Raw genomic sequence first — 22839 nt, 5'->3', positions numbered from 1 at the left:
CAGTAAGTGTATCAAAACCGAACACTTTTTATTTCACAAGAGACGTTAAATTTATGACTTTCAGTAATTTATGTTTTTGGCACGATAATACCATAAGGATAGTCAAATAATAGAATAATGGATATACCAATTACCAAGAAAAAGTTTAATACGTCAAAAATTATCTTTGCTGTTGGGGCAATTCTCTTACTTTCGTTTATAATATACGCATCAACTTCGTTTGGAGGAAATTCAAGGTTAAACATAGATACAGAGCGTATCATAGTTAGCACAGTTAAAGACGGTTCATTTCAAGAAAACATTCCTGTGAATGGAACCGTATTACCAATCACAACCATCTATTTGGATGCGCTTGAAGGAGGAAGAGTTGAAGAAATATTTGTTGAAGATGGCGCTATTATGCAAAAAGGCGCACCCATTTTACGTCTTTCTAATTCCGATTTAGAATTAAATTTAGTGAATCAAGAAACTTCTGTGTACAATTTGTTAACTCAAATGCAAATTTCTCAGAATGCAGCTCGTGAAAACACGATCAATAAATTAAATAGAAAAACGGATGTAGAAAATGCTCTTATTGAAGCCAAGAGAATATATGATTTAAATAAAATACTTTACGATGAAAAGGCCATAGGAAGCCAAGAGTTTAAAGAAGCAGAAAATAATTATAACTACCAAAAGCAACGTATGGAGTTGGCTTTGCAAGTATTAAAACAAGACTCACTTTCATCTTCATTAGAAGCATCGCAATCCAAAAGTTCTTATACCAGAACTCAAAGTGCTTTAGCGCTGATGCGCAAAAAAGTTGGAGATCTTATTGTTAGAGCACCTGTTGATGGACAATTAACATCGTTAGATGCAGAAATAGGACAATCTAAAAACAAAGGCGAACGTCTAGGTCAAGTGGATGTACTCAGTGGCTTTAAAGTAAGAGCTGATATTGATGAACACTACATCTCTAGAATTTATCCTGGACAAAATGGGGTGTTCTCTTTTAATGGAAATACTTATAAATTAGTCATCAAAAAAGTATACACACAAGTTACCAATGGACGGTTTCAAGTGGACATGCATTTAGAGTCTGAAGTTCCAGAAGGAATTCGTCGAGGTCAATCTTTAAAAATTAGATTGGCATTAAGTGATGAGAAACAAGCAATCCTAATTCCTAAAGGTAGTTTCTTTCAAAAAACTGGAGGGAATTGGATATTTAAACTTAGTGATGATGAAAAAATAGCCTATAAAGTCGATATTCAACTAGGAAGTCAAAATACAGAATATTACGAAGTACTAACAGGACTTCAACCAGGAGATAAAATTATTACTTCGAGTTACCAAGACTACGGAGACAAAAACGAATTAAAATTAAACAAAAAATAGAACTCATGATAAAAATTAACAACTTAGAAAAATATTTCACCACTGAAGAATACAAAACAATAGCCTTAAATAAAATTTCGTTTGAGGTAAATAAAGGAGAGTTTGTCTCTATTATGGGGCCTTCTGGCAGCGGCAAATCAACATTACTTCATATTTTAGGTCTTTTAGATGATGCGGATGGAGGGAGTTTCCTTTTTAATGATGAAGAGGTCATTAACTATAATGAGCGTAAGCGGGCAGATATTAGAAAGCATAATATAGGCTTTGTGTTTCAAAGCTTTAATTTAATTGATGAACTTACTGTTTTTGAAAATGTTGAATTAACCTTAATCTACACTGGGATTAAGAAAAGTGAGCGTAAAAAAATGGTAGAAAATGTTCTTGAAAGAATGCAAATTATGCATAGACGAGGCCATTTTCCAACACAACTTTCTGGAGGTCAGCAACAACGTGTGGCTGTTGCAAGAGCTTTAGTAAACGACCCAAAACTTATTCTGGCAGATGAGCCAACAGGAAACTTAGATAGTAAAACAGGTAACGAAGTTATGGAATTACTTACCGAACTTAATAATCAAGGTGCTACAATTATTATGGTTACCCATAGTGAACACGATGCAAAATACGGTAATCGCATTATCCGTATGCTTGACGGTGAAAAAGTAACAGAAAATATTTTATCTAATTTTTAAAAAACAAATCATGATAGAAAGTTATTTCAAATTAACATGGAGAAATATAAAGGCAAATAAAGCCTTGTCATTTCTCAATATTTTAGGGTTAACGTCTGGTTTATTCTGTTTTTTACTAATTTATTTATGGATATCTAGCGAAAATAGTATTAACAAATATCACGATAACAATGACGATCTTTATGCAGTTTACTTAACGACTTCTGAAGGAGCAAATTATGGATACGGCACACCGTCCCTTCTTTATAAAGAATTAAAAGAAAAAGTTCCCGAAATTCAGGGTGCAACAGCGATGTCAAACAACAATAGGAATTACACGTTTTCTAATGGACAAAAGATTCTAAAACAGAAGGGAAAGTTTGTGAGTAATGATTATTTTAATATGTTTTCTTTCAAGATTATAGAAGGAAATGTATCGAATCCATTAGGAACTCCAAATACTATTGCAATTTCAAAAAACATGGCAGAATTATTTTTTGAAGATGCAAAAAGTGCCATTGGAAAAACCTTAAATTATGAAAACACTAAAATATTAGAAGTTACTTTAGTATTTGAAGTCGCTAATATAAATACTACAGAGAATAGTGATTTTTATCTATCCTTTGATTCGCTTTTTGCTGAAAGTCCTTGGATGTCTGATTGGAAAAACTTAGGAACCAATACCTTTGTTCAACTAACAAAAGGTACAGATGCGAAACAAGTAGAGCAAAAGTTAAAACCTTTTTTGCAAGAATATCAATTAGGAGAATTGGCCATACAACTTCAGCCATATGCAGATACTTATTTATATGCTGATCTTGAAAATGGTAGTGGAAAAATTGAGTATGTCCGTTTATTTGGAATTATTGCTTTTTTAATCATGTTGATTGCAAGTATTAATTTTATGAATTTGGCTTCTGCCGGCTCTGTAAAACGTGCAAAAGAAATTGGAGTAAGAAAGGTACTTGGTGCTGAAAAAAGCAGTTTAATAGGTCAGTTTTTAGGAGAAGCGATACTCTTATCTTTTTCAAGTTTATTTTTTGCGTTACTTTTTATTGCACTTGTTCTCCCTGTTTTTAATCAAATTACAGATAAAAATATCGGCCTAGAAAGTTTACCCGCAACTACTTGGATCATGCTAATACTTATCACATTCCTTACGGGGTTATTATCTGGAAGTTACCCAGCATTTTTACTTTCCTCTTTTAAGGTGACGGATATTTTTAAAAAGAAAATAGAAACCAGTTCTAGGACTAAATGGATCAGAAAAGCCTTAGTTGTTTTTCAATTTACCATCTCTGTAATTTTTATAAGTTCGATGCTCATCATTTCAAAACAATTAGATTATGTTCAGACTAAGGATATTGGTTTTGAACGAGAAAATTTATTGGCAATAACGCTTTCAAAAGATCTACAGAAAAACTTCGACGCTTTTAAAACGGATGCTTTACAAATTTCAGGAGTGAATTCAGTTACGAAAACTTCACATGTTTTATTAGGTGAGTATGGCACCTCTCCAGAAGTAATATGGAATGGAAAATCTGACGATGACGGTTCTTTATTTACAGGAATGGCTGGAAGTACAGACTTTATAAAAACCTATGGGGCAAGGCTGCTTATGGGCAGAGACCTTATTCATAATAACCCTGACAACATTGAATATTTGATTAATGAAAGTGCCATGAAGCAAATGAATATGGAAGATCCGATAGGACAATCTTTATCTTTTTGGGGAAATTCTGGGACCATTGTTGGCGTCGTTAAAGATTTTCATTTTAGCTCTATGAAAGAATCTATTTTTCCCTTAATCATTAGAAGTGAAGGATATGCTGAATTTAATACAGCCTTTATTAAATATACTACCGATAATGTTGAGCAAACGTTGGCCTCTCTTGAGTCGCTGCACTCGCGTTTAAATCCTGCATTTCCATTTGAATATAAGTTTATGGATAGTGAGTATGATAAGCTCTATAAAAGTGAATCTATGTTTTATACATTATCAACATTCTTTTCAATTCTTGCAATTTTAATTTCGTGTTTAGGATTATTTGGTTTGGTCATTTTTACTGCAGAACAAAGAACGAAAGAGATAGGGATGAGGAAAGTTGTAGGAGCCTCTGTATTTGAAATTACTTCACTTATAACTAAAGATTTTATAAAATTAATTTTAGTAGGTATTGTAATTGGCGTTCCGATAGCGTGGTATTTTATGAATACATGGTTAACGGATTATGAATACAGAATAGATATGCCTTGGTGGATATTTATAGCAACTGGAGTTCTCATAATTAGCATCTCATTACTAACAATAAGTTATGAATCTATTAAAGCTGCATTGGCCAATCCTGTAAAAAGCTTAAGAAATGAGTAATTCGTATAAATTAATACTGATAAACAAAAAGATATTATTATTCATAAGTTTTTGGATAGGTTTAGCTGGTTTTGGATTTTCCCAAAACCAGCTAAGACCCATGCACACATTAGAAGCATGCATCAACATTGCTATTAAAAATAATCTTGATTTGAACGTTAAAAAATTGAGAGCCAAAACTTCAGATGTAAATTTTAAAGAGAATAAAAATAAAGTGCTACCAAGCTTAAATATGAATTATAATCTTGGAATTAATAATGGACGCAGTATTGATCCGTTTACCAACAGCTATATCAATCAAGAGGTTACCTTTTCTAATGCAGGATTAAGTTTAGATGTCGTTATTTTTAACGGATTTAAAATTAAAAATGAAATTAAACAAAGTAAGTTTAATTTGCAGGCATCTGAAATGGAAATTGAAGAAGCCAAACAAAATTTGATTCTTGAAGTTACACTCTTATATATTCAAATATTGAACAACAGAGATCTGCTAAAAATTTCAAAAGCAAGACTTAAAACTACTGAAAAACAACTTAAAAGGTTGCAATCACAGTATGATAATGGATTAGGGAATCCTGCAGATTTTACAGATATGCAAGGACAATATACAAGAGAACAATCAGAAATAATTACCGCTAATAATAATTTTAAATCAACAATTTTAAATTTAGCAATGCTGTTGGGATTAGATGTTGATTCTGAAAATAATTTTGAAAATAATTTTGAACTGATCAATACAGAGAAGTATCATTTTTCAGCCAGTGATATTTATAATGATGCTCTAGAAAATTTAGCAACTTTTAAATCTAAGCAATTACGAATTGAAGCTGCAAAAACCGGGATGAAAGTTGCTAAATCTAATTACTTACCAGAAGTATCCTTTTTTGGTCAATTAAACACTAACTATTCAAGTGCAGCAGAACTATTTACCCAAACAGGAACCTCTACAATTGAAACCAGAGACTTTGTTTCGATAAGCGGGCAAGATTATGCTGTTTTTAGTAGGCAAGAGCAATTTGAAAGTTCAAAAATCAATTATAAAAACCAATTTGAAAACAACCTGAACTCTGCGGTTGGAGTAGCGATTAGAGTTCCTTTATTTAATGGATTTATGGCTAGAAATAAAGTGAAGATTGAAGAAATTCAACATGAAGAATCACAAATTAATTTAAAACAAACCAAGTTTATCTTTAAACAATCTATTCAAGAAGCTCATAATAATATGGTAGCTTCCTTTAAAAGATTTCAAGTTTTAAAAAAGCAAGTAGAAGCATATGAAGAGTCTTTTCGTGTTAACGAAGTGCGATTTAATAACGGTGTTTCTAATGTTGTAGAATATATCAATAGCAAAAATAATTTGGACTCCTCTAAATTGAATCTCAGCATCACCAAATATGAGTATTTATTCAGAGTAAAAATATTAGATTACTATAGAGGTATTTAAAAATAGATTTTGACTATCAAAGTTAATTCAAAACTTTTATTTCTAAAAGTCATGTTAAAATATGATTATTGTAAACAAAAAACCTAGTTATGTTTCAATAGATCTTTATGGCACAAGATCAGACAATAATTTGCTTGATAATACAAGGGAGTTACAAAAGTAAAAACAACAGATATTATTTTATTCATAATTATATATAAGAGAAATAATTCCTATTGTGCATAACTATTGGCAAATTATATAAAGCAAACCTTATTAAGGTCTTAAATCAGAAAACTATAATTGCAAAACCTTAAAAAAGGTGATTTTATTTTAGCAAAAAACCGAGACTTGAGTACTGGTTTTTTACTAATTATAAATTAAATTCTAACTAGCCGCTGTGGTTGCTGCTATTGATGCTGAAATCATTACCACAATCATCGCTGTTATTTGTGTATGAATTTCTTTCATAGTAGTACTTAACATATTGTTTTCAGTATCAGAAACAATAGCTTTAATATTCTTTTTGCACTTCTTGTAACGTTCTTTTCCGTAAACAATTCTATCCATTTTGCAAGTATTTATAAGACTTACCAACATCAGTTCCTCTAGCGTAGGTTTTTTATGAAGTTCTACGATTTCATATAATCTTTTTCTTAAGGTATTTTCTGGTTTTGTATTTACGGTTGGAAATTTATCATTGTTAAATACCCATAAAAACTTCTGTTCTCTTTTAACTAGAATTCCTTTTGATATTAATTTATCCAGCGTTTCCTTTTTAATATCACGTTCTTTGTTTCCAAACTTTTGAATCCAATATTTTAGAGAACGTTCTCTGTTTGAGTTTTTGATTAGATCTACATACTTCTTAAGAAAAGTATCATCAATTCTTTTGAAGTTATTTACAACGACTTTTTTGTCAACTATAGAGACACACTCTCTTAAGGAAAGTTCTAAAAATATTGCTCCAGCAAATCCGTAGGTCAATGCAAAAGGACCAGAATTAAAGCTTCCTTTTTCATCATCTAATGCTAGTAATAGGTATTTATCTATCAAATTTAAATCAGTCATAACGTAAGTTGCTTTCTATATTAGTAGTTATAAAGTTAAAATTGTTACAATTAAACTGCATATTTAAATTTTGGACTTTGTGATCAATGAAAGAAATCTTTTTCATTAAATCTTGGATTTCTAAATGGGCTAAGCCACTACTCTATTACTATCTTGCTTTAAAATTAGCCAGAAAGCAAAAACAAAACCATACAATAAATATGCTGAAAGAAATAGAAGTCCAACTACTCTAGCTTTTATAATCTTGTTTGAATTCTTAGAATTAATCCTTAAATAGCCTCAAATACAATCGCTTCTTTATATTCACCAAACTTTATGTTCCCTCTATAAAATACCATTCTACTCTCTGATAATTCTGCCAACGTATAATATCGAATAGAAATTCCTTGCGCAGTGCCATCAGCATTCATATATCCTCTGGAATAGCGTAGATATATTGTTTCTCCATCAGAAGCATCCATAAACACCAATTCACCATCAAAAATTTCAACATCAGCAGTAAATATTCCATCATCATTTTTTCCAAAACATTTGTCATCACCTAGATTCACTGAAAATTGATTCGTTACACTTGAAAATGTATATTCATCATCAGCCAAACAAGAAAACTCAATTTCTAAAGGATCAGAAGGGTTATAATAATCATTAATAAGTTCTGTAATTCGCCATGTTTTTTCTGAGTTTCCGTGAATCATAGGCATATCTGATTCTGTAAATAATGGAATGTTTCCTCCATCAAAAGAATCATCATCTGAATTACAGCTTAAAAGCGAAATGAGTAAAAAAAGTGATAAAAGTTGGGGGATAATACTGTTGTAATTTTTCATTTTTTTAGTTTTATTTTTAATTAAATTCATTTAAAAATCTATTAAAGAGTAATTTGTTACTCTAGATTATTATATTGTTGAAGCCTCAAAAATAGCTTTTAAAAAGACTTCTAAATTAAAAAGTGATGAGTTGTATATATTATGTGATTAAAATTGAAATTGCTGTGTAGTTTAAATTATTGGGTATGTTTTAGAATTTAATTTATATCAAGGATAGTAGTAAATATTAGTATTGAATTAGTTTCTCTAGGTTGTTATTTCACATATCCAAAAAACAAATTACAAACTCATTATATTATCCACTAAATTCTCATCTAATCTTGTACCATAAGGATCTACAGAAATAAAAACAGGCTTCTTAGTTACTATGATTTTAATTTTTGTCAATTCGTTAGAAATCTCATGTGATTTGTAATATAATATTGACTGCTCATCTTTAGCAACTTTTGATGGATGTTTGGTAAATACACCTATTTTAATGGGCTCATTCATTTCAATTTCCTTAATTTCACCACTATCCAGTGTTTCAAAACGATTCGCATTTATGGTGGCTGAAACTTCAAAAGTGCCATCTGCTAATTTTTTATAGGAAGCCTCATCAACTTTCAAATCGTACGTAATTACTTTTTTAAACCAATCATCTACCAAGTCTCTTTGTTCTGGACTAGTTACTTTATAAATTTCATCTAATAATTCGATCGTGGTCGCTTCAAATTTGTTTATTGATCGATGTCTATCTGTAATTATTTTTAATACTTTATTGACTTGTTTTTCACCTATTAAATCTCGTAAACCTAGCATAACTGTTAGTGCTTTTCCATAAGAAATGTAGCCTTGTCCTGCAACTTTATAAACGGGTGGTTCAATGCCTCCTTCAAAAGTTCTTCCTGAAAAATATCGACTTCTTGCATTTTCAGTCAAGGTAAACAATATGCTTTTTCCATACATTTTCTGCAGTACAACAGCTTCTGTATATTTTGCAAAACCTTCCACAAATAAGGATGCTCCAGCCACTGGTTTTGCAGTTAGTGTATGTCCCCAATACTGATGTGAAACTTCGTGAATGGTTCTTTTTCCAACTAAATTGAAGGTCTCATCGTTTCTAACATCTGCTAAATACAATCGGTCTTCAACCATACTAATAACTCCTGGATGTGCAAAGCCACCAAAAGGCCAATAAGATGGTACTTCAGCTATTCTTACATGATCAAAAGCATAGGCTCCAAAATTTTCTTGACAATAGTCTAGTGTTTCTTTCACACTGTTTTCAATGTTTTCAATATTAAAATCATGAGTTACATCATAATATTGCTCTATTAAAATGCCTTTATAGTCCGTTTTTTTAGACTCATAATTTGCAGAAAAATAACCGATTTCAGGTATTATTTTTTCGGCAGATTTATAATGAAAGTAATTCCTATTGTTTTCCGACCAATTACTTATTAAACGACCAGAACTAATTGCCGTTTGATCTATAGAAGTAGAGATAATAGTTTCGAATTTTACTTTCTCATATTTACTATCTCCTAAAACAATATGTGCGTCTGAATTATTCTGTTCAATGCGCTCTGGTAAATTTCTTTTTTTACGTTCAGCTCCATTAGAAATTTCTAATGTTGATGTATACCCTACAAAAGGTTCGAAATTGACAAATTTATTCAAATAAGTACCGTTATTAACGAGTGAATTATCTTGTTCATAGCCATTTACTTCTTTCTTTAATTTATAAGTAAACCTTACAGAATCGTTTGGCTGTAAAGGCTGATTATACTTGAATACATATGTTCCATAAATAGAATCATGAGCAACTAACTGTGCATTTTCTATTGAGATATATTCTAATGGTATTCTCTCTGTAATGAAAAATTCAGATACTGGTTGCTCACTTTTATTTTTCAGCATATAATCAGCTTCAACAGCATACCTTCTTTCATTTGGATAGATATCGACCATAGTCTTTTTTGAAGTCGGAATTAATCTATCAATGCTGCTATATTTTTTGAATTTCAGTTCATAGTTTTTTCTAAATTCTAATTTCTCATTCATAGTTTCATAATCTGAAACCATATTGTAATACACCAAACTACCTGCACTTAAAAACAAAACAAATACTGTAGCAGTAGCGAATTTTTGAGCTTTTGTCCAATACAAAGCGAATTGCTTTAGTTTGACAGAAAAACTAGGGACTAATCCCCTATTCCATATTTTAAAAGATAATATAGCTAATAGTAAACCGAAAGCAAACCAGTATAAAGCCAAGTGATCAAATAGATTTGAAACTCCACCAAACCCATTCATATTGCTGTATTGTGGACTAGGTAAATAATCAAGGCTTGTTAACGGATGCTCAAGCCCAAGAATACCAGAATTTAACGTTAAAAGAACGATTACCCCAAAAATCCCCATTCCTAAATATTTGCTTTTCACCAAAGTATTGACGAATAAGGCAATCACACAAAATATAACCAATTGCAATCCATAATGATAATATACGGAAGCGTACAAGTCTAACTGAAAGTTTTTAAAATTTAAACTTAATTGAAACAGAATACAGATTATTATAGCAGATGTAATCAACAGCAGTGGTAGTATTATTAATGCCGTTAATTTAGACGTAAAAAAGACCCAATTTTTCGCTGGAGTTGCATCTAAAATAGTATTGAAATTGGCACTACGTTCTCTCCATACGATTTCTGAACTATAAAAAACAATTAAGAGTAAACTAAATAATTTTAATGGATTTACAATTAACTCTATAAGTTGATTTGTAAATGGATACACGCTTACACCATATTCTTGACCACTCACTGCTGTAGCATAAACACTAGAAAACACAAAAAACAACCACATGATCATAACAGCTATAAACGGAAGACTTTTAAAAACACCCGTTAACTCTATTTTTAATAATGAGAAAAATGCTAAACACTGCGCTTTAAAATTATGTAGTGTTTGCATAGGTTTATAAGCTATGAATTGAGTATTTACCTTTTTCTCTTTAAGCTCCTTTTTTACTTTGTTTGAAACTTTTCTAAATGAAAAGAGACTATATGTGGTTAATAAAATTCCTAATGACACAAATATCCAAACAAGTCTATTCCATAAAAACAATCCAGAAAAAGACAATAGTTGTGTGTTTTTTTGAAAAGGCGTCCAAAATTGTGTTTGTTCAAAAAATGCTGCAATTCCAAAAGGATCTGCGAGCGCTGCAATGGCCATGCTTTCTGGTGATGCAGGAACCGCTTGCGCCATTAAAGGGGAGTTTAAAAAGATAGAACTTACAAGGTATAGCATATACACAAATACAGCACTTACATAAGTCGCTGTATTATTTTTGGTTAGCGTACTTACAGAAAATACGATTGTAGTACATATAAAAATATTTGGTAATACAATGTATAGCCAAGGCTGTAAGTAGGTCATTACTTGAAAGTCAGCAATACGCTCAGGATTTAAACCAGAAAAATAATTTCCCAATATATTCCCGAATAGAAATGGTGAAAAAGCCAATACACTAAATATAAATGTACCTAAAAATCGACTCCAGAAGTATTGTGCTTTTTTAATAGAAGAGCTGTAAATTAACCCTTCCATATTGTGTTGTTTATCTCTCAGCATTGCGCTAATGGCGAAAAACATGATGATAAAAACACTCCCTATAGTAAATATATTTGTATAAAAATATATTTGATATGCTGAGTTAAAATTGACTCCTTTAGGTGCAAACCCTTGTCCTCCAATGGTTATTCCCAAAGCTAAAAACAATAAGGCAAATAAAGGAAACGCACGTTGCTTTACTTGATAAAAAATTTCGAATTGTAATAATTTCTTAAACATAACTTAGGCTTTATTATTAGTTTGATAAAATAAAGTAGCAAAATAAAAATCCTCTAAATTTGGAGTGATCTTTTCAAATCCAACTTCAGGTTTATTGTTTGACAATACTCTAATTTGCGTCTCTCCTGCTACTAACTTGGTAGAAATGACATCAAAAGCTTTCTTGAAAATTTCAATTTCACTTTTCGGAATAATTTTAGTCCAAACCTTCCCATTAATCGAGGCAACTAAATCCTTTGGATTACCGTGAGAAATTATTTTACCACTTGACAGAATCGCCATTTTTGTGCACAAGTTTCTTACATCTTCCACGATGTGAGTAGATAAGATAACGATGACGTTTTCCCCTATTTCACTTAGTAGGTTCAAAAAACGATTACTTTCTTCTGGATCTAAACCTGCAGTGGGTTCATCTACAATTATTATTTGTGGATTTCCTAACAATGCTTGTGCAATTCCAAAACGTTGACGCATTCCGCCAGAAAAAGTATAGACAGATTTTTTTCTATGCTGATATAAATTTACTTGCTGTAATAATGCAGAAACTTGTTCTTTGCGATCTTTTGTATTTAAAACCCCTTTTAAAATAGCTAAATGGTCTAACAATTTCTCAGCAGATATTTTTGGGTATACTCCAAATTCTTGTGGTAAATAACCTAAACTTTTTCTAACTTCATTGGGTTGTTTTACAATGTCAACACTATTAAATTCTATACTCCCAGAAGTAGGTTCTTGTAAAGATGCAATGGTTCTCATTAAAGAAGATTTTCCTGCGCCATTTGCACCTAACAAACCAAACATGCCATTTGTGATTTCTAAGTTAATTCCGTTTAATGCCTTAACACCGTTTGGATATGTTTTTGTTAAATTATTTATTTTTAATGTATTCATTTGTGTTGGGTTTTAAAGTACACTACAAATATGAAGGCTTTTAAATTTTCTTTAAATTAAAGATGATAAACTTGGCCTTTTTCAACTTAGAAAACCTATTATTTCACTCTACTTGTATTGAACTAAAAAAGAGAAGTGTTTGTATTAAAAAGGATGTTGTTCAACTATGTTTCTGATGATCTACCTCAAAAACTATTAATTAAACTAAGATTTATAAAAAAACAAAAGTTCCTGTTATAGGAACTTTTGAATGCATTGATTAAATAAATTTTAAATGATAATCGCGATTATCTTTTCACAAACTTTATATTCTTAACTCTGCCTAACATTGATAACCTAAATGCTGTTCTCTCTTTATTAAATTCGAATGTTTGTCTAGATCTAATATTAATTACATCTTTCATTATTGGTTTCACTTCACCAATTGGATTGCCTTTCACAATAAGAAGCATACGATCTTTTTTAGTTTTAAGGGTGTACACAGCATCTAATTCTTTGCTATAGTAATCGCCAGAATAACTTTCTAAGTCGGTTTCGCTAAATGCAGTTATTGGTTTATAGGCAACATAAGTTATTGGTGCTGCATTGGGTAGGTTTAGTGTAAATTCTTTGGTGTTTCCATTGGAACTCATTTCACAAATAACGGGAACGCGAGGTCCAATCAATTTAAACTTGTTTTTGGAAATTGGTACCATCATAGTAGCACTTCCATCATTTCTTACATAATTTAGAGTATCGTTTCGGACTTTAAGCTCACGACTCATTTTACTCTTACCATCCCAATAAAATCCTTCAAAGGCATTCAGTTCTTTTTTTGTTAATGTAATGGATTTAAAATCTTTTATTTCGGGAGAAGATTTTTTTGTTTGAGTGCTATTTTCTTTCTTGTATTCATCTTCAAGAAAAAGATCAGCAATCATATAGACCATTCTTGTAGGGTTAGTGTCTGTTCTATTTGCTAAAATTATTACTGAAAATTGTGCTTCAGGAAATCGTATAAATTCAGTTCTGTACCCAACATACCCACCACTATGAGTAATCGTTTTAAGTCCTTTGTAAGTATTTATATTTAAGCCTTTTGCGTAATTAATCTTACTGCCATCATTCAAGATTCCATTTTCTGTCATTTTATCCCAAAAACCTTTATTGAATAAATTCGAATGATAGAATGTAGCATCCCATTTGGCAAGATCATTTACATTGGTAATTACACCTCCATCACCAATCATATTTAGTTTTGTATTGTATATGTAATATCCACCTTTTCTATCAGGTCTATATCCAGTTGCTCTGTTTTTAACAATTTGATTCTGATTATCATGAAAATGAGTATCCTTCATTTCTAAAGGATCAAAAATATTTTTCTTTGCAAATTCCGCCAATGTAAACCCGCTTACTTTTTCAACAATTTGGCCAAGTAGCCAATATCCAGAATTACTATACAAATATTCATCGCCAGGAGTAAAGTTTAATTCTTGTTGATTTGTTAATAATTTCTCTACGATTTCATTCGTATAATAATCATCCACTGTTAAACCAGAAAGTCTTGCCAAGATAATATAATCTCTTATTCCGCTCGTATGGTTTAATAAGTGTTGAACGGTAACTTCGTTGGCATAATCTGGAAAATTTGGAAAAAATTTCATCAATGTATCTTCCAATGATAACTTACCTTGTTCTGATAAAAAAATGATAGATGCCGCTGTAAATTGTTTTGAAGTTGAAGCGATACTAAAAACAGTTTTAGGATCATTTGGGATATTATAATCTAAGTTGGCCATTCCGTAGCCTTTGGTAAAAATCAATTTTCCATCTTTTATGATTCCTACAGTTCCACCTGGAGAATTTGGAGCATTCCATCTTGAGAAGATCTTATCAATTTTTGTTTGTTGCGGAATTGACTCTTGAGCATTCATTGAGAAAATGCTTAATGTAATTAGTAGTGTTGCTATTATTTTTTTCATTTTTATTGATTTATGATTAACATAAGGCAAACATAAAACGGAAGAAAAAAACCATAAAATTTATATGATATACGCTATTTTTATAAAGTTATATCTATAAAAAAACAAGCTCAATTGTGTTTATCAATAAAAAAGTCTTGTTCATCATTAAAATAATAGTGTCTATCAATAATGTTGCAAAAACGATTGAACAATGGTAATTTTGGACTATGAATCAGTTTTTAAAAAAATACAAAGCATTTCTAATTGGGTTTAGCATTGTGGTGCCAATATTCTATCTATTAGATTATCTGGGGTTCATTATTCTTTCAGCACAAAAAACGAATGAAACCCTTTTTTTCGCTCTTTTTTGGGGGTTTATCATTTCTTTATCAATATATTTTTTCAATAAAAAAAGAAAAGCGACAATTAAAGTTTTATGCTTATTCATAATGTTTTTTGTCATCTTATTCATTGATTCTAAAATGAGTATACCAGATAATCCAATTACCATAATGCTTTTAATGACTTTTTGGTGTGGGTTTGCATATTTATTACTCCCAGAGTTTATAAAAAAGTATTGGAAGCTTATTGCCTTTTTTTACATACCACTATTTGTATATTTCATTTATTTAAGATTATTTTCAGGAGGTGTAGAATCCTATTTAATCATTAAGGAAGACTTTCCAATTATTATATTCTTTATACCCATTCCTATTTTAATTATCGTCTGGGTTTTTGAACAATGGAGATGGATTCAAAATTTAAAATCAGAAAAATCTCAGGCTGAATTGTCTTTACTGAGGTCACAAATTAACCCTCATTTTTTCTTTAATACGTTGAATAATTTATATGCTTTAACCATAAAGCAATCTGAAAAAGCGCCAGAAGTTATCTTAAAGCTATCGGATATGATGCGCTATACCATTTATGAAGGAGAAAAAGAATGGGTAACACTTAAAGATGAAATTCAATATTTAGAAAACTATATCGAATTACATAAGATAAGGTACAAAAAATCAGTCGATATTCAATTTGAAAAAGATATAGATACTAGTTTACAAATAGCTCCACTTTTATTTATCATTTTATTAGAAAATACTTTTAAACACGGCATAGAAACCTTGACAGAAAATGCATATATTCATATGAGTTTAAAAGAAGAGGAAGCATCTATTTATTTTGAAATTGAAAATAATTTTGATCCCAAAGAAGTGTCAAATTCTGCTGGGATAGGATTACAAAATTTAAAAAAGAGATTATCCTTATTGTATCCCAAAAAACATACTCTTGTCATTGATAAAACTATAAATACGTATAAAACAACTTTAAAAATTTTAAAACATGCTTAATTTTATTATTATTGATGACGAGCCTTTAGCGCATGAGATTATAGAAGAATTTTGTAGTATGATTCCTCATATTGCGTTAAAACATCATTGTTACAATGCCATGGAAGCCATGGAATATCTTAATAAAAACACTGTTGATTTTATGTTTTTAGATATCAATATGCCAAAATTAAAAGGACTAGATTTTTTAAAAACGATGTCCAATCCACCAAAAACTATTGTTACTACTGCTTATAAAGAATATGCCTTAGAAGGTTTTGAATTGAATGTTGTAGATTATCTTTTAAAGCCTTTTAGTTTTGATCGTTTGGTAAAAGCCATCAATAAAGTTTCAGAGATGGACAGTTCTAAAACTATCATTAAAGAAGTTGCTAACACAAATGATAAGAGTCGTTTTTTTGTAAAAGGTGATAAAAAATACCATCAAATTACTTTAACCGATCTTTTGTTTATTGAAGCTTATGGAAACTATACGAAGTTGTTCTTAAAAGAAGAAATGATTATCAGTCATGAAAAAATATCTTATTATGAAGAAATTTTAGAAGTTTCTCAATTTTTACGGGTTCACAAATCGTTTATCGTTAGTATTGATAAAATTAAACTTATTGAAGGAAATCGAATTATAATAGAAGATCATAAAATCCCTATAGGGCAAACCTATAAAAGAAATGTTAGTGAACTATTATAGGTTTAATTATCTTAAATGAATACTAGTTATTTTCAGGTCTAAGGTTTTCAATAACTTGGGCATCAACCCAAAAGATATTAGCATAACTTTCTTCGAAAGTGCTTCCTAATTTTACACGATGAAAAATTAGATATTTACCATCTGAGGTAACACTTGCATAACCATCTTCCTTATCTGAATTGATATTTTCCCCCATATTTATGGCTGAACTCCATGATCCATCTTTTTTACGAAAACTAATGTACAAGTCAGAACTTCCATAACCTTCTTCTTTTTCACAATCCCAAATAATATAACTTTCATCGGGAGCAATAAAAGGATGTGAGATATATGTACCTGATTGAAATACATTTCCCATTTCTATGGGCTGTTGACGAATACCGTTATGTACAACAGACATTCTTAGTGTTCCAATAGAATCTCTTTCATCAAAAACATATGAACCTAAATCAGAAGATGTCAATCGCATAATAGAAATTCGCTCAAAAGGTAAACCCAGACTCTTTTCTTTTGACCAACCAGTTGCTGTTCTTTCTTTGTAGGTATTGCCCAAGAATAGGGTTGTATTATCTGTAGAAATAAACATTTCCCCTGTGTTTGGTTCTTCCATAAATTTTTTCCAATTCCCATTTTCAAATCGGATGCCCAAATTTTTAGAAGCTTCCCCTTTTTTCTGTCTTGAAAAATAAAACTCATCTAAATTAGGCGAAATTGCAGCCATAAATTCTAAATTATCTGTTGAAACTATACCAGGTGCAAAGCGTTCTGGAATTAAACCTGGTGGTTTTAAACCTTGGTATAACTCTTCTTTTTTTGAAATCGTATCGCTTTTTTTTACTCTCTTGTTACAAGCATTTATAAAGACTACACATGATAGTACTGAAAACAGAATTGTATATTTTTTCATTGTTGTATTTTCTTTAAATAATTTAAAACCTTAACATTAAACTCAAAATGTAATAGAAATATTAAAAACCATCTCCTTTACAATATTATACTCTTTTTCAAATTCAAACCCAAACCGTATCTCACAGTTTTGTAAGATTTTTAATTGCAATCAGCATTTAGTTCTTGATTATCTGACTTTGAAACTATTAGTATATTTTGTCCATCAAGGATTTTAATACAATACAAATTTTGATTTCTATCTACTTTTAAATCAATAAGATTTTGATTAGAACTTACATCTAAATTAATGAGAGAATTACTTGTAATGTAAAGGTGTGTTAAACTATGGTTCTCTGTAAGATTAATAGTTTGCAACACGTTATCAGAAACCAGTAAAGTTTCTAACAATCTATTTGAACACACCTCTAAACTTTGAAGTTTATTCGATGTTACTAGTAAGTTTTTAAGATTTGGAACTGCACTTATATCTAGTGAATACAAATCATTATTACTCATATGCAAAACTTCTAACGATTCACTAGAAATATTTAAGGTTTCAAAATAATTCCAAGACAAATCCAAGTTTTTTAATTCGCTTAATTCTAACAATCCAGTTATTGAATTCATTTCATTAGCTTTTAAATCAACAAAAACTAGATTTTTGTTATTACTAAGATTAATATTAGATAACCTATTTCCTGCGAGATTTAACGTATCTAAATTTATATTATAATTTAAGTCAATTTGTTCAATATCATGCTGAGTGGCATTTAATTTTCTTAAGCTAGTAAATGCTTCTATTCCTGTTAAATCACTAATAGCTCCATATTCTAGATTACTTAAGTCAAGGATAGTTATTCCCTCAGCATCACTTTTTAACATTTGCTGATTTACAATACCATCAGAATCTATACCTGTATGTATAAGTATCGATTCAAAACTTGTATCAGGTATACTTAAATAATCTCGATTTAAATCTGTATTATTAACTTCGTTAGAACATGACACAATTATACTTATTAGTACTAGTATGCAGAAGTATATTAGTGAAATTTGGTTTGATTTTTTCATATTTATAATTTACTTTTAAATTGCGTCAAATATAATTGCCTGTGTATACTCCCCAAATTTTATTTTTTCTCTATAGAATACCATTCTAGTTTCTGATAATTCTGCCAATTTATAATATCGAATAGAAATTCCTTGTGCAGTGCCATCAGCATTCATGTATCCTCTTGAGTAACGCAAGTAAATTGTTTCTCCATTTGAAGCATCCATAAATACCAATTCACCATCAAAAATTTCAACATCAGCAGTAAAAATTCCATCTTCGTTGGTGCCAAAACATTTATCGTCACCTAAATTCACAGAAAATTCGTTTGTAGTGCTTGAAAAAGTATACACATCGTCAACTAAACAAGAAAGTTCAATTTCTAAATGATAAATAGGGTCGTAATAATCATTAATAATTTTTGTAATTTGCCATGATTTTTCAGAGTTTCCATGAATCTTAGACATATCTGATTCTGTAAATAAAGGAATGTTTCCTCCATCAAAAGTATCATCATATGAATTACAACTTAAAAGTGATAGAAGTAAAAAAAATGATAAAAGCTGGGAGATAATATTGTTATAATTTTTCATTGTCGTATTTTCTTTTAGTATTTTAAAATCTGAGCATTGAACTCTATGTTTCCATCTATTAGGATCATTCCTTTTTCAGATACCTTTATTCTCAAATCTTGCATACCCTCATTTTGATGTCCATTGATAAAAAATTCATTTTCATGTATAGGAATTAGTTTTACCGATGCAATGGTGCTTGTTTTGATAGCATCATCCATAAACATTCCTTGTATTTTATTTGAAGCGTTAAGACCTAAAACAAAACCAACATCTTCTTTTTCAAAATGAAATCTTACATGTACATTTTTATTCTTTTCTCCTATAATTTTATAAATATTATACGATTTAAAAGTACCTGCTTGTTTGATAAAGTAATCCCACATTCCTTTTAACTGATTTACGCCTTGATCAGAACCTAAAAACCCTTTCATCTCATCATTTCCATACTTGGCAAGACCTTCAAAATTTTGAGTGCTCATTGCATTTGCAAAAAATAAAGCGGCTTCACTTGCTTTATTATTTTTTGCTGCATTTCTTGAAAATTGATACGTAAAAATTGACCAAGGTTCTTCTCCTATTGTTTTTAATAAATAGCTATCATCTTCTTTCGTAATCATTAATGAGTGCTCATTATCAAGGCTGTAGGTCTTTTTAGAGTTTTTTACTTTTTTGTTTTTAGATTTAACAGCTATAGGTAGTAATTCTGGGGCTTTGTTTTGTATTATTTTAATTAGATTATCGATTATAGCTCCATCAACAAATTGATTTTTTCCTTGAAAAGTACTTTCAGAAATAAGGTCTGTTGTAGTTGCATTTGATAAAATAATTATTTTAATATTTTTCTCTGGCAAAAATCCAATAATAGAAGCTGTTCCAGGAAGTAAACCTGTATGATTAATCCATTTTTCTCCTCCTTTGTTTTCAATTCTCCACCCAAATCCGTATCTCGTGTCATTATATCCAGTAGGCTGTGTATTGCTATATATTTTATCTGTATATAAAGGTTTTAATAAAGTTCCATTTTCCAAAGCTGTCATAAAATTGTATAAATCTTTAGCGGTAGCATTAATATTTCCTGCACCTTTAATCCAGGAGGTATGAATAGGATAATCTAATTTTTTAAATGATTGCATACCCAAACCTATATGTGAATACGCTTTATATCTTAGTTTTTTATACGTATTTACAGCAGTGTTTTTCATACTGGCTGGCTCAAATATGGTTTCTTCCATATAATCAGCATAAGATTTACCAGTTACTTTTTCAATTATATTAGCTAAAAGTGTATAACCAAAGTTATTGTACTCATATCCTTTTCCTGGTTCAAATTTTAATTTTGAATCTTTAAATTTTTCCAAAAGTTCATCTATAGTAATTGCATTTTCTCCAGGCATTAAACCATTACCTTGATCATCTATCCTCCCAATATTTGCCTGCATTCCTGAACTATGATTTAGTAAATGACGAATTGTGATTTTTTTTGAATACTCTGGAATAAAATTTGGATAAAAAGTACTAATAGGCGTTTCCAATGAAAGCTTACCTTCTTCAACCAACTTCATAATCCCTACTGCTGTTAATGGTTTGGTTACAGAAGCAATACTAAAAATCGATTTTTTAGAATTCTTTTTGTTCTTTTCTACATCAGCAAACCCAAAACTTTTATTGTAAATAATTTTGTTCTCTTTACTTATGAGTACATTTCCTATAAAACGATTATAGTGCGCATAACTTTGAAACACTTCGTTGATTTTATCTTCTAATTTAAAGTTAGAATTCTCTTGACTAAATCCACTAAAACTAAGGATTAATGTAACTAAAACTACGATTGATTTTTTCATTTTTAAATATCTTACGATTAATATTAGGCAATAATAAATCGTAAAAATTGTATACAAAAATGAATGTGATGAGCCGCCTTTTAAATGTTTCAAAACCTTTAAAACATGTGAAACAGCTGATACTTAACAGTAACATCAATTTTGGTCACATCATATAATCAATTCATCACTTTTAAATTTAGAAAAAGAATAAAACGTTATTTTTGAATCTTAAACATATGAAATGAAAAAATTTATAGAACCAATAATTCATATATTCCTTTGGGCAATTGGTTACTTTTTAATTTTAAATTACACATCTACTATTGGTGATTTTAGAAAAGACCAAGGCCCATATTGGGTTGCTATTGGTTTTGGTACCATAATCAATCAAATTATATTTTATGGGACTGCCTTTTATTTAGTTCCAAAGTTTTTACGTTTAAAAAAAATAAAGTTATTAGTTCTTTCCGTATTAGGTGGATTTATTTTCATTAACTTTTTAGAAAGCAGCATTGATTTTAGCTATTTAGCCTCTTTTTTTTCCTCTGAAAATGAGTCTTTTACTGTACATTTAATATACAACGCCGTAATTAGTTTTTTTATACTTTTAGTTGCTTTATCCTATTCATTAATTAAATATTGGATTCATAATGAGAAACTGAAAAGGGTATTATTAGAAGAAAAGCTTTCTACAGAAATGGCTTTTTTAAAATCAAAAATTAATCCTCATTTTTTATTTAATGTTTTAAATAGTTTCTATGCCAAATCTTTAAAGCATAATGTTCCGGAATTAGCTGATGGCATTGCTAAATTAGCAGAATTAATGCGTTATATGGTCTATGAAACCAATTCGGATAAAGTATCTCTCGAAAAAGAAATTCACCACCTTAAAAACTTCATTCAGGTGTATCAATTACGAATAGCAGAAGAAGATGAAGTGTATATAAATTTTGATATTCAAGGGGAAGTTAGTACACCTAAAATAAGTCCAATGTTACTCATTCCGTTTGTTGAAAATGCAATAAAACATGGAATTGATCCCAAATCAAAATCAATCATAGATATCTCATTAAAAGTTACGCATAATAGGTTAACGTTTAAGGTAGGTAATACTATCAGACAAGGGACTTATGGTTTGAATGATGAATCATCTGGATTTGGACTAGATAATCTAAAAAAAAGGCTTTCTATTCTTTATCCTAAGGCGTATACTCTAGAAACCAAAGAAGAAAAAGGATATTTTATATCTTTACTCAATCTACAACTCGATTAGCAAATTATATGAATTGTGTAATAATAGATGATGAGCCCGCAGCTATTGATGTTCTTAAATTTCATTTAAGTAACATCCCTTTTGTTGACGTGAAGAATTCTTTTAGAGACCCATTAGAAGCCCTCGATTATTTGCAAAAAAATCCGATTGATTTTATTTTATTAGATATTAATATGCCCAAATTATCAGGCATTAGTTTTCCAAAGTTTCTAAAAAAACCGCCTCTAATTATTTTTACAACTGCTTACTCTGAATATGCTTTAAAAAGCTACGAATTAAATGCTATTGATTACTTACTGAAACCTATAGAATTTGATCGATTAATTCAAGCAGTAATGAAAGTAAAAGAGATGCTGATTAACAGCTCTGAAAACAAAATTATAGATACTACCAATATTTCTAAAACTATTTCTAACCAATCTGTTTTTATAAAAAGTGGGTCAGATTTTCATCAATTGTCTATTGATAATATTAAATATATTGAAAGCGATGGTAATTATGTGACGTTTAAAACTACAAATAGATCTATTTTGGCTCGTTATAAAATATCTGAAGTACTAGAATTGCTTCCAAAAAAATATTTTATGAGAATTCATCGATCTTATATCATAGCTTTAAAACATATAGAAACTGTAAAAAAACATGCTGTAATTATTGATGGAAAAGAAATTCCAATAAGTAGTAATTATAGAGAGGAATTTTTGAATGTGATCGAAAATATGAGCAACAATAAAGGTAATAAAGCTTAAGACTTTTTTTTATGTAACGATTTTAGACTTAAGCT

Annotated in this window: 17 protein-coding genes; 8 read left to right on the top strand and 9 right to left on the bottom strand. The window is 29.9% G+C overall.

Features of this window, described 5'->3' with window-relative positions; translation table 11 throughout:
• Positions 1–117 precede the first annotated feature (117 nt).
• From K8354_RS03480 to K8354_RS03465, 4 genes are read left to right on the top strand one after another with little or no spacing between them, the layout of a single operon-like run.
• Positions 118–1374, top strand: a complete 1257-nt coding sequence (locus K8354_RS03480) for an efflux RND transporter periplasmic adaptor subunit (protein ID WP_223445408.1) — start codon at positions 118–120, stop codon at positions 1372–1374.
• Between the two features lie 5 nt (positions 1375–1379).
• Positions 1380–2063 (top strand): ABC transporter ATP-binding protein, encoded by a 684-nt coding sequence (locus K8354_RS03475; RefSeq protein ID WP_223445406.1) that lies wholly within the window; start codon positions 1380–1382, stop codon positions 2061–2063.
• A 10-nt stretch (positions 2064–2073) separates the two neighbouring features.
• Positions 2074–4413, top strand: a complete 2340-nt coding sequence (locus K8354_RS03470; protein ID WP_223445404.1) for an ABC transporter permease — start codon at positions 2074–2076, stop codon at positions 4411–4413.
• Entirely contained in the window at positions 4406–5857 is a 1452-nt protein-coding gene (locus K8354_RS03465; protein ID WP_223445402.1) for a TolC family protein, read from the top strand. The genes K8354_RS03470 and K8354_RS03465 overlap by 8 nt, the downstream gene beginning before the upstream one ends.
• A 366-nt stretch (positions 5858–6223) precedes the next feature.
• Here the strand turns inward: K8354_RS03465 and K8354_RS03460 are convergent, their stop codons facing one another.
• From K8354_RS03460 to K8354_RS03440, 5 genes are all read right to left on the bottom strand, one after another.
• On the bottom strand, positions 6224–6907 hold the full coding sequence (locus K8354_RS03460; RefSeq protein WP_223445400.1) for a GOLPH3/VPS74 family protein: 684 nt from the start codon (positions 6905–6907) through the stop codon (positions 6224–6226).
• A gap of 269 nt (positions 6908–7176) precedes the next feature.
• Positions 7177–7734: a hypothetical protein gene (locus K8354_RS03455; protein ID WP_223445398.1), complete on the bottom strand. Its 558-nt coding sequence runs from the start codon at positions 7732–7734 to the stop codon at positions 7177–7179.
• Between the two features lie 279 nt (positions 7735–8013).
• A complete protein-coding gene (locus K8354_RS03450) occupies positions 8014–11571 on the bottom strand; it encodes an ABC transporter permease/M1 family aminopeptidase (RefSeq protein ID WP_223445396.1) in 3558 nt (1185 codons plus the stop codon).
• Between the two features lie 3 nt (positions 11572–11574).
• Positions 11575–12462: an ABC transporter ATP-binding protein gene (locus tag K8354_RS03445; RefSeq protein ID WP_223445394.1), complete on the bottom strand. Its 888-nt coding sequence runs from the start codon at positions 12460–12462 to the stop codon at positions 11575–11577.
• A 287-nt stretch (positions 12463–12749) separates the two neighbouring features.
• Positions 12750–14426: a serine hydrolase domain-containing protein gene (locus K8354_RS03440; RefSeq protein WP_223445392.1), complete on the bottom strand. Its 1677-nt coding sequence runs from the start codon at positions 14424–14426 to the stop codon at positions 12750–12752.
• Between the two features lie 464 nt (positions 14427–14890).
• On the opposite strand from K8354_RS03440, the gene K8354_RS03435 reads away from it, so the two are divergent.
• Positions 14891–15757, top strand: coding sequence for a sensor histidine kinase (locus K8354_RS03435; RefSeq protein ID WP_223445391.1), 867 nt, complete (start codon positions 14891–14893; stop codon positions 15755–15757).
• Positions 15750–16445 carry a LytR/AlgR family response regulator transcription factor gene (locus K8354_RS03430; protein ID WP_223445390.1) on the top strand — a complete coding sequence of 232 codons (696 nt, stop codon included), beginning with the start codon at positions 15750–15752 and terminating at the stop codon, positions 16443–16445. The genes K8354_RS03435 and K8354_RS03430 overlap by 8 nt, the downstream gene beginning before the upstream one ends.
• A 22-nt stretch (positions 16446–16467) precedes the next feature.
• Here the strand turns inward: K8354_RS03430 and K8354_RS03425 are convergent, their stop codons facing one another.
• The 4 genes from K8354_RS03425 to K8354_RS03410 all read right to left on the bottom strand — a co-directional run bounded on the left by K8354_RS03425 (position 16468) and on the right by K8354_RS03410 (position 20800).
• The gene (locus tag K8354_RS03425) at positions 16468–17352 is read right to left on the bottom strand and encodes a hypothetical protein (protein WP_223445389.1); all 885 of its coding nucleotides are present in this window, start codon (positions 17350–17352) and stop codon (positions 16468–16470) included.
• 140 nt (positions 17353–17492) lie between these two features.
• Positions 17493–18341: a leucine-rich repeat domain-containing protein gene (locus tag K8354_RS03420; RefSeq protein WP_223445388.1), complete on the bottom strand. Its 849-nt coding sequence runs from the start codon at positions 18339–18341 to the stop codon at positions 17493–17495.
• Positions 18342–18419: 78 nt separating this feature from the next.
• On the bottom strand, positions 18420–18977 hold the full coding sequence (locus K8354_RS03415; protein ID WP_223445387.1) for a hypothetical protein: 558 nt from the start codon (positions 18975–18977) through the stop codon (positions 18420–18422).
• Between the two features lie 14 nt (positions 18978–18991).
• The gene (locus tag K8354_RS03410) at positions 18992–20800 is read right to left on the bottom strand and encodes a serine hydrolase (RefSeq protein WP_223445386.1); all 1809 of its coding nucleotides are present in this window, start codon (positions 20798–20800) and stop codon (positions 18992–18994) included.
• Between the two features lie 223 nt (positions 20801–21023).
• Between K8354_RS03410 and K8354_RS03405 the strand changes: the two genes are divergently transcribed.
• Together K8354_RS03405 and K8354_RS03400 are read left to right on the top strand one after the other, a co-directional pair.
• Positions 21024–22055 (top strand): sensor histidine kinase, encoded by a 1032-nt coding sequence (locus K8354_RS03405; RefSeq protein WP_223445385.1) that lies wholly within the window; start codon positions 21024–21026, stop codon positions 22053–22055.
• Between the two features lie 8 nt (positions 22056–22063).
• Entirely contained in the window at positions 22064–22804 is a 741-nt protein-coding gene (locus tag K8354_RS03400; RefSeq protein WP_223445384.1) for a LytR/AlgR family response regulator transcription factor, read from the top strand.
• Positions 22805–22839 lie beyond the last annotated feature (35 nt).

Origin of the sequence: Polaribacter litorisediminis (assembly GCF_019968605.1) — a bacterium.
GTDB lineage: Bacteria > Bacteroidota > Bacteroidia > Flavobacteriales > Flavobacteriaceae > Polaribacter > Polaribacter litorisediminis.
The sequence above is the reverse complement of the archived record's forward strand: the minus strand, read 5'-3'. Positions and strand labels throughout refer to the sequence as shown.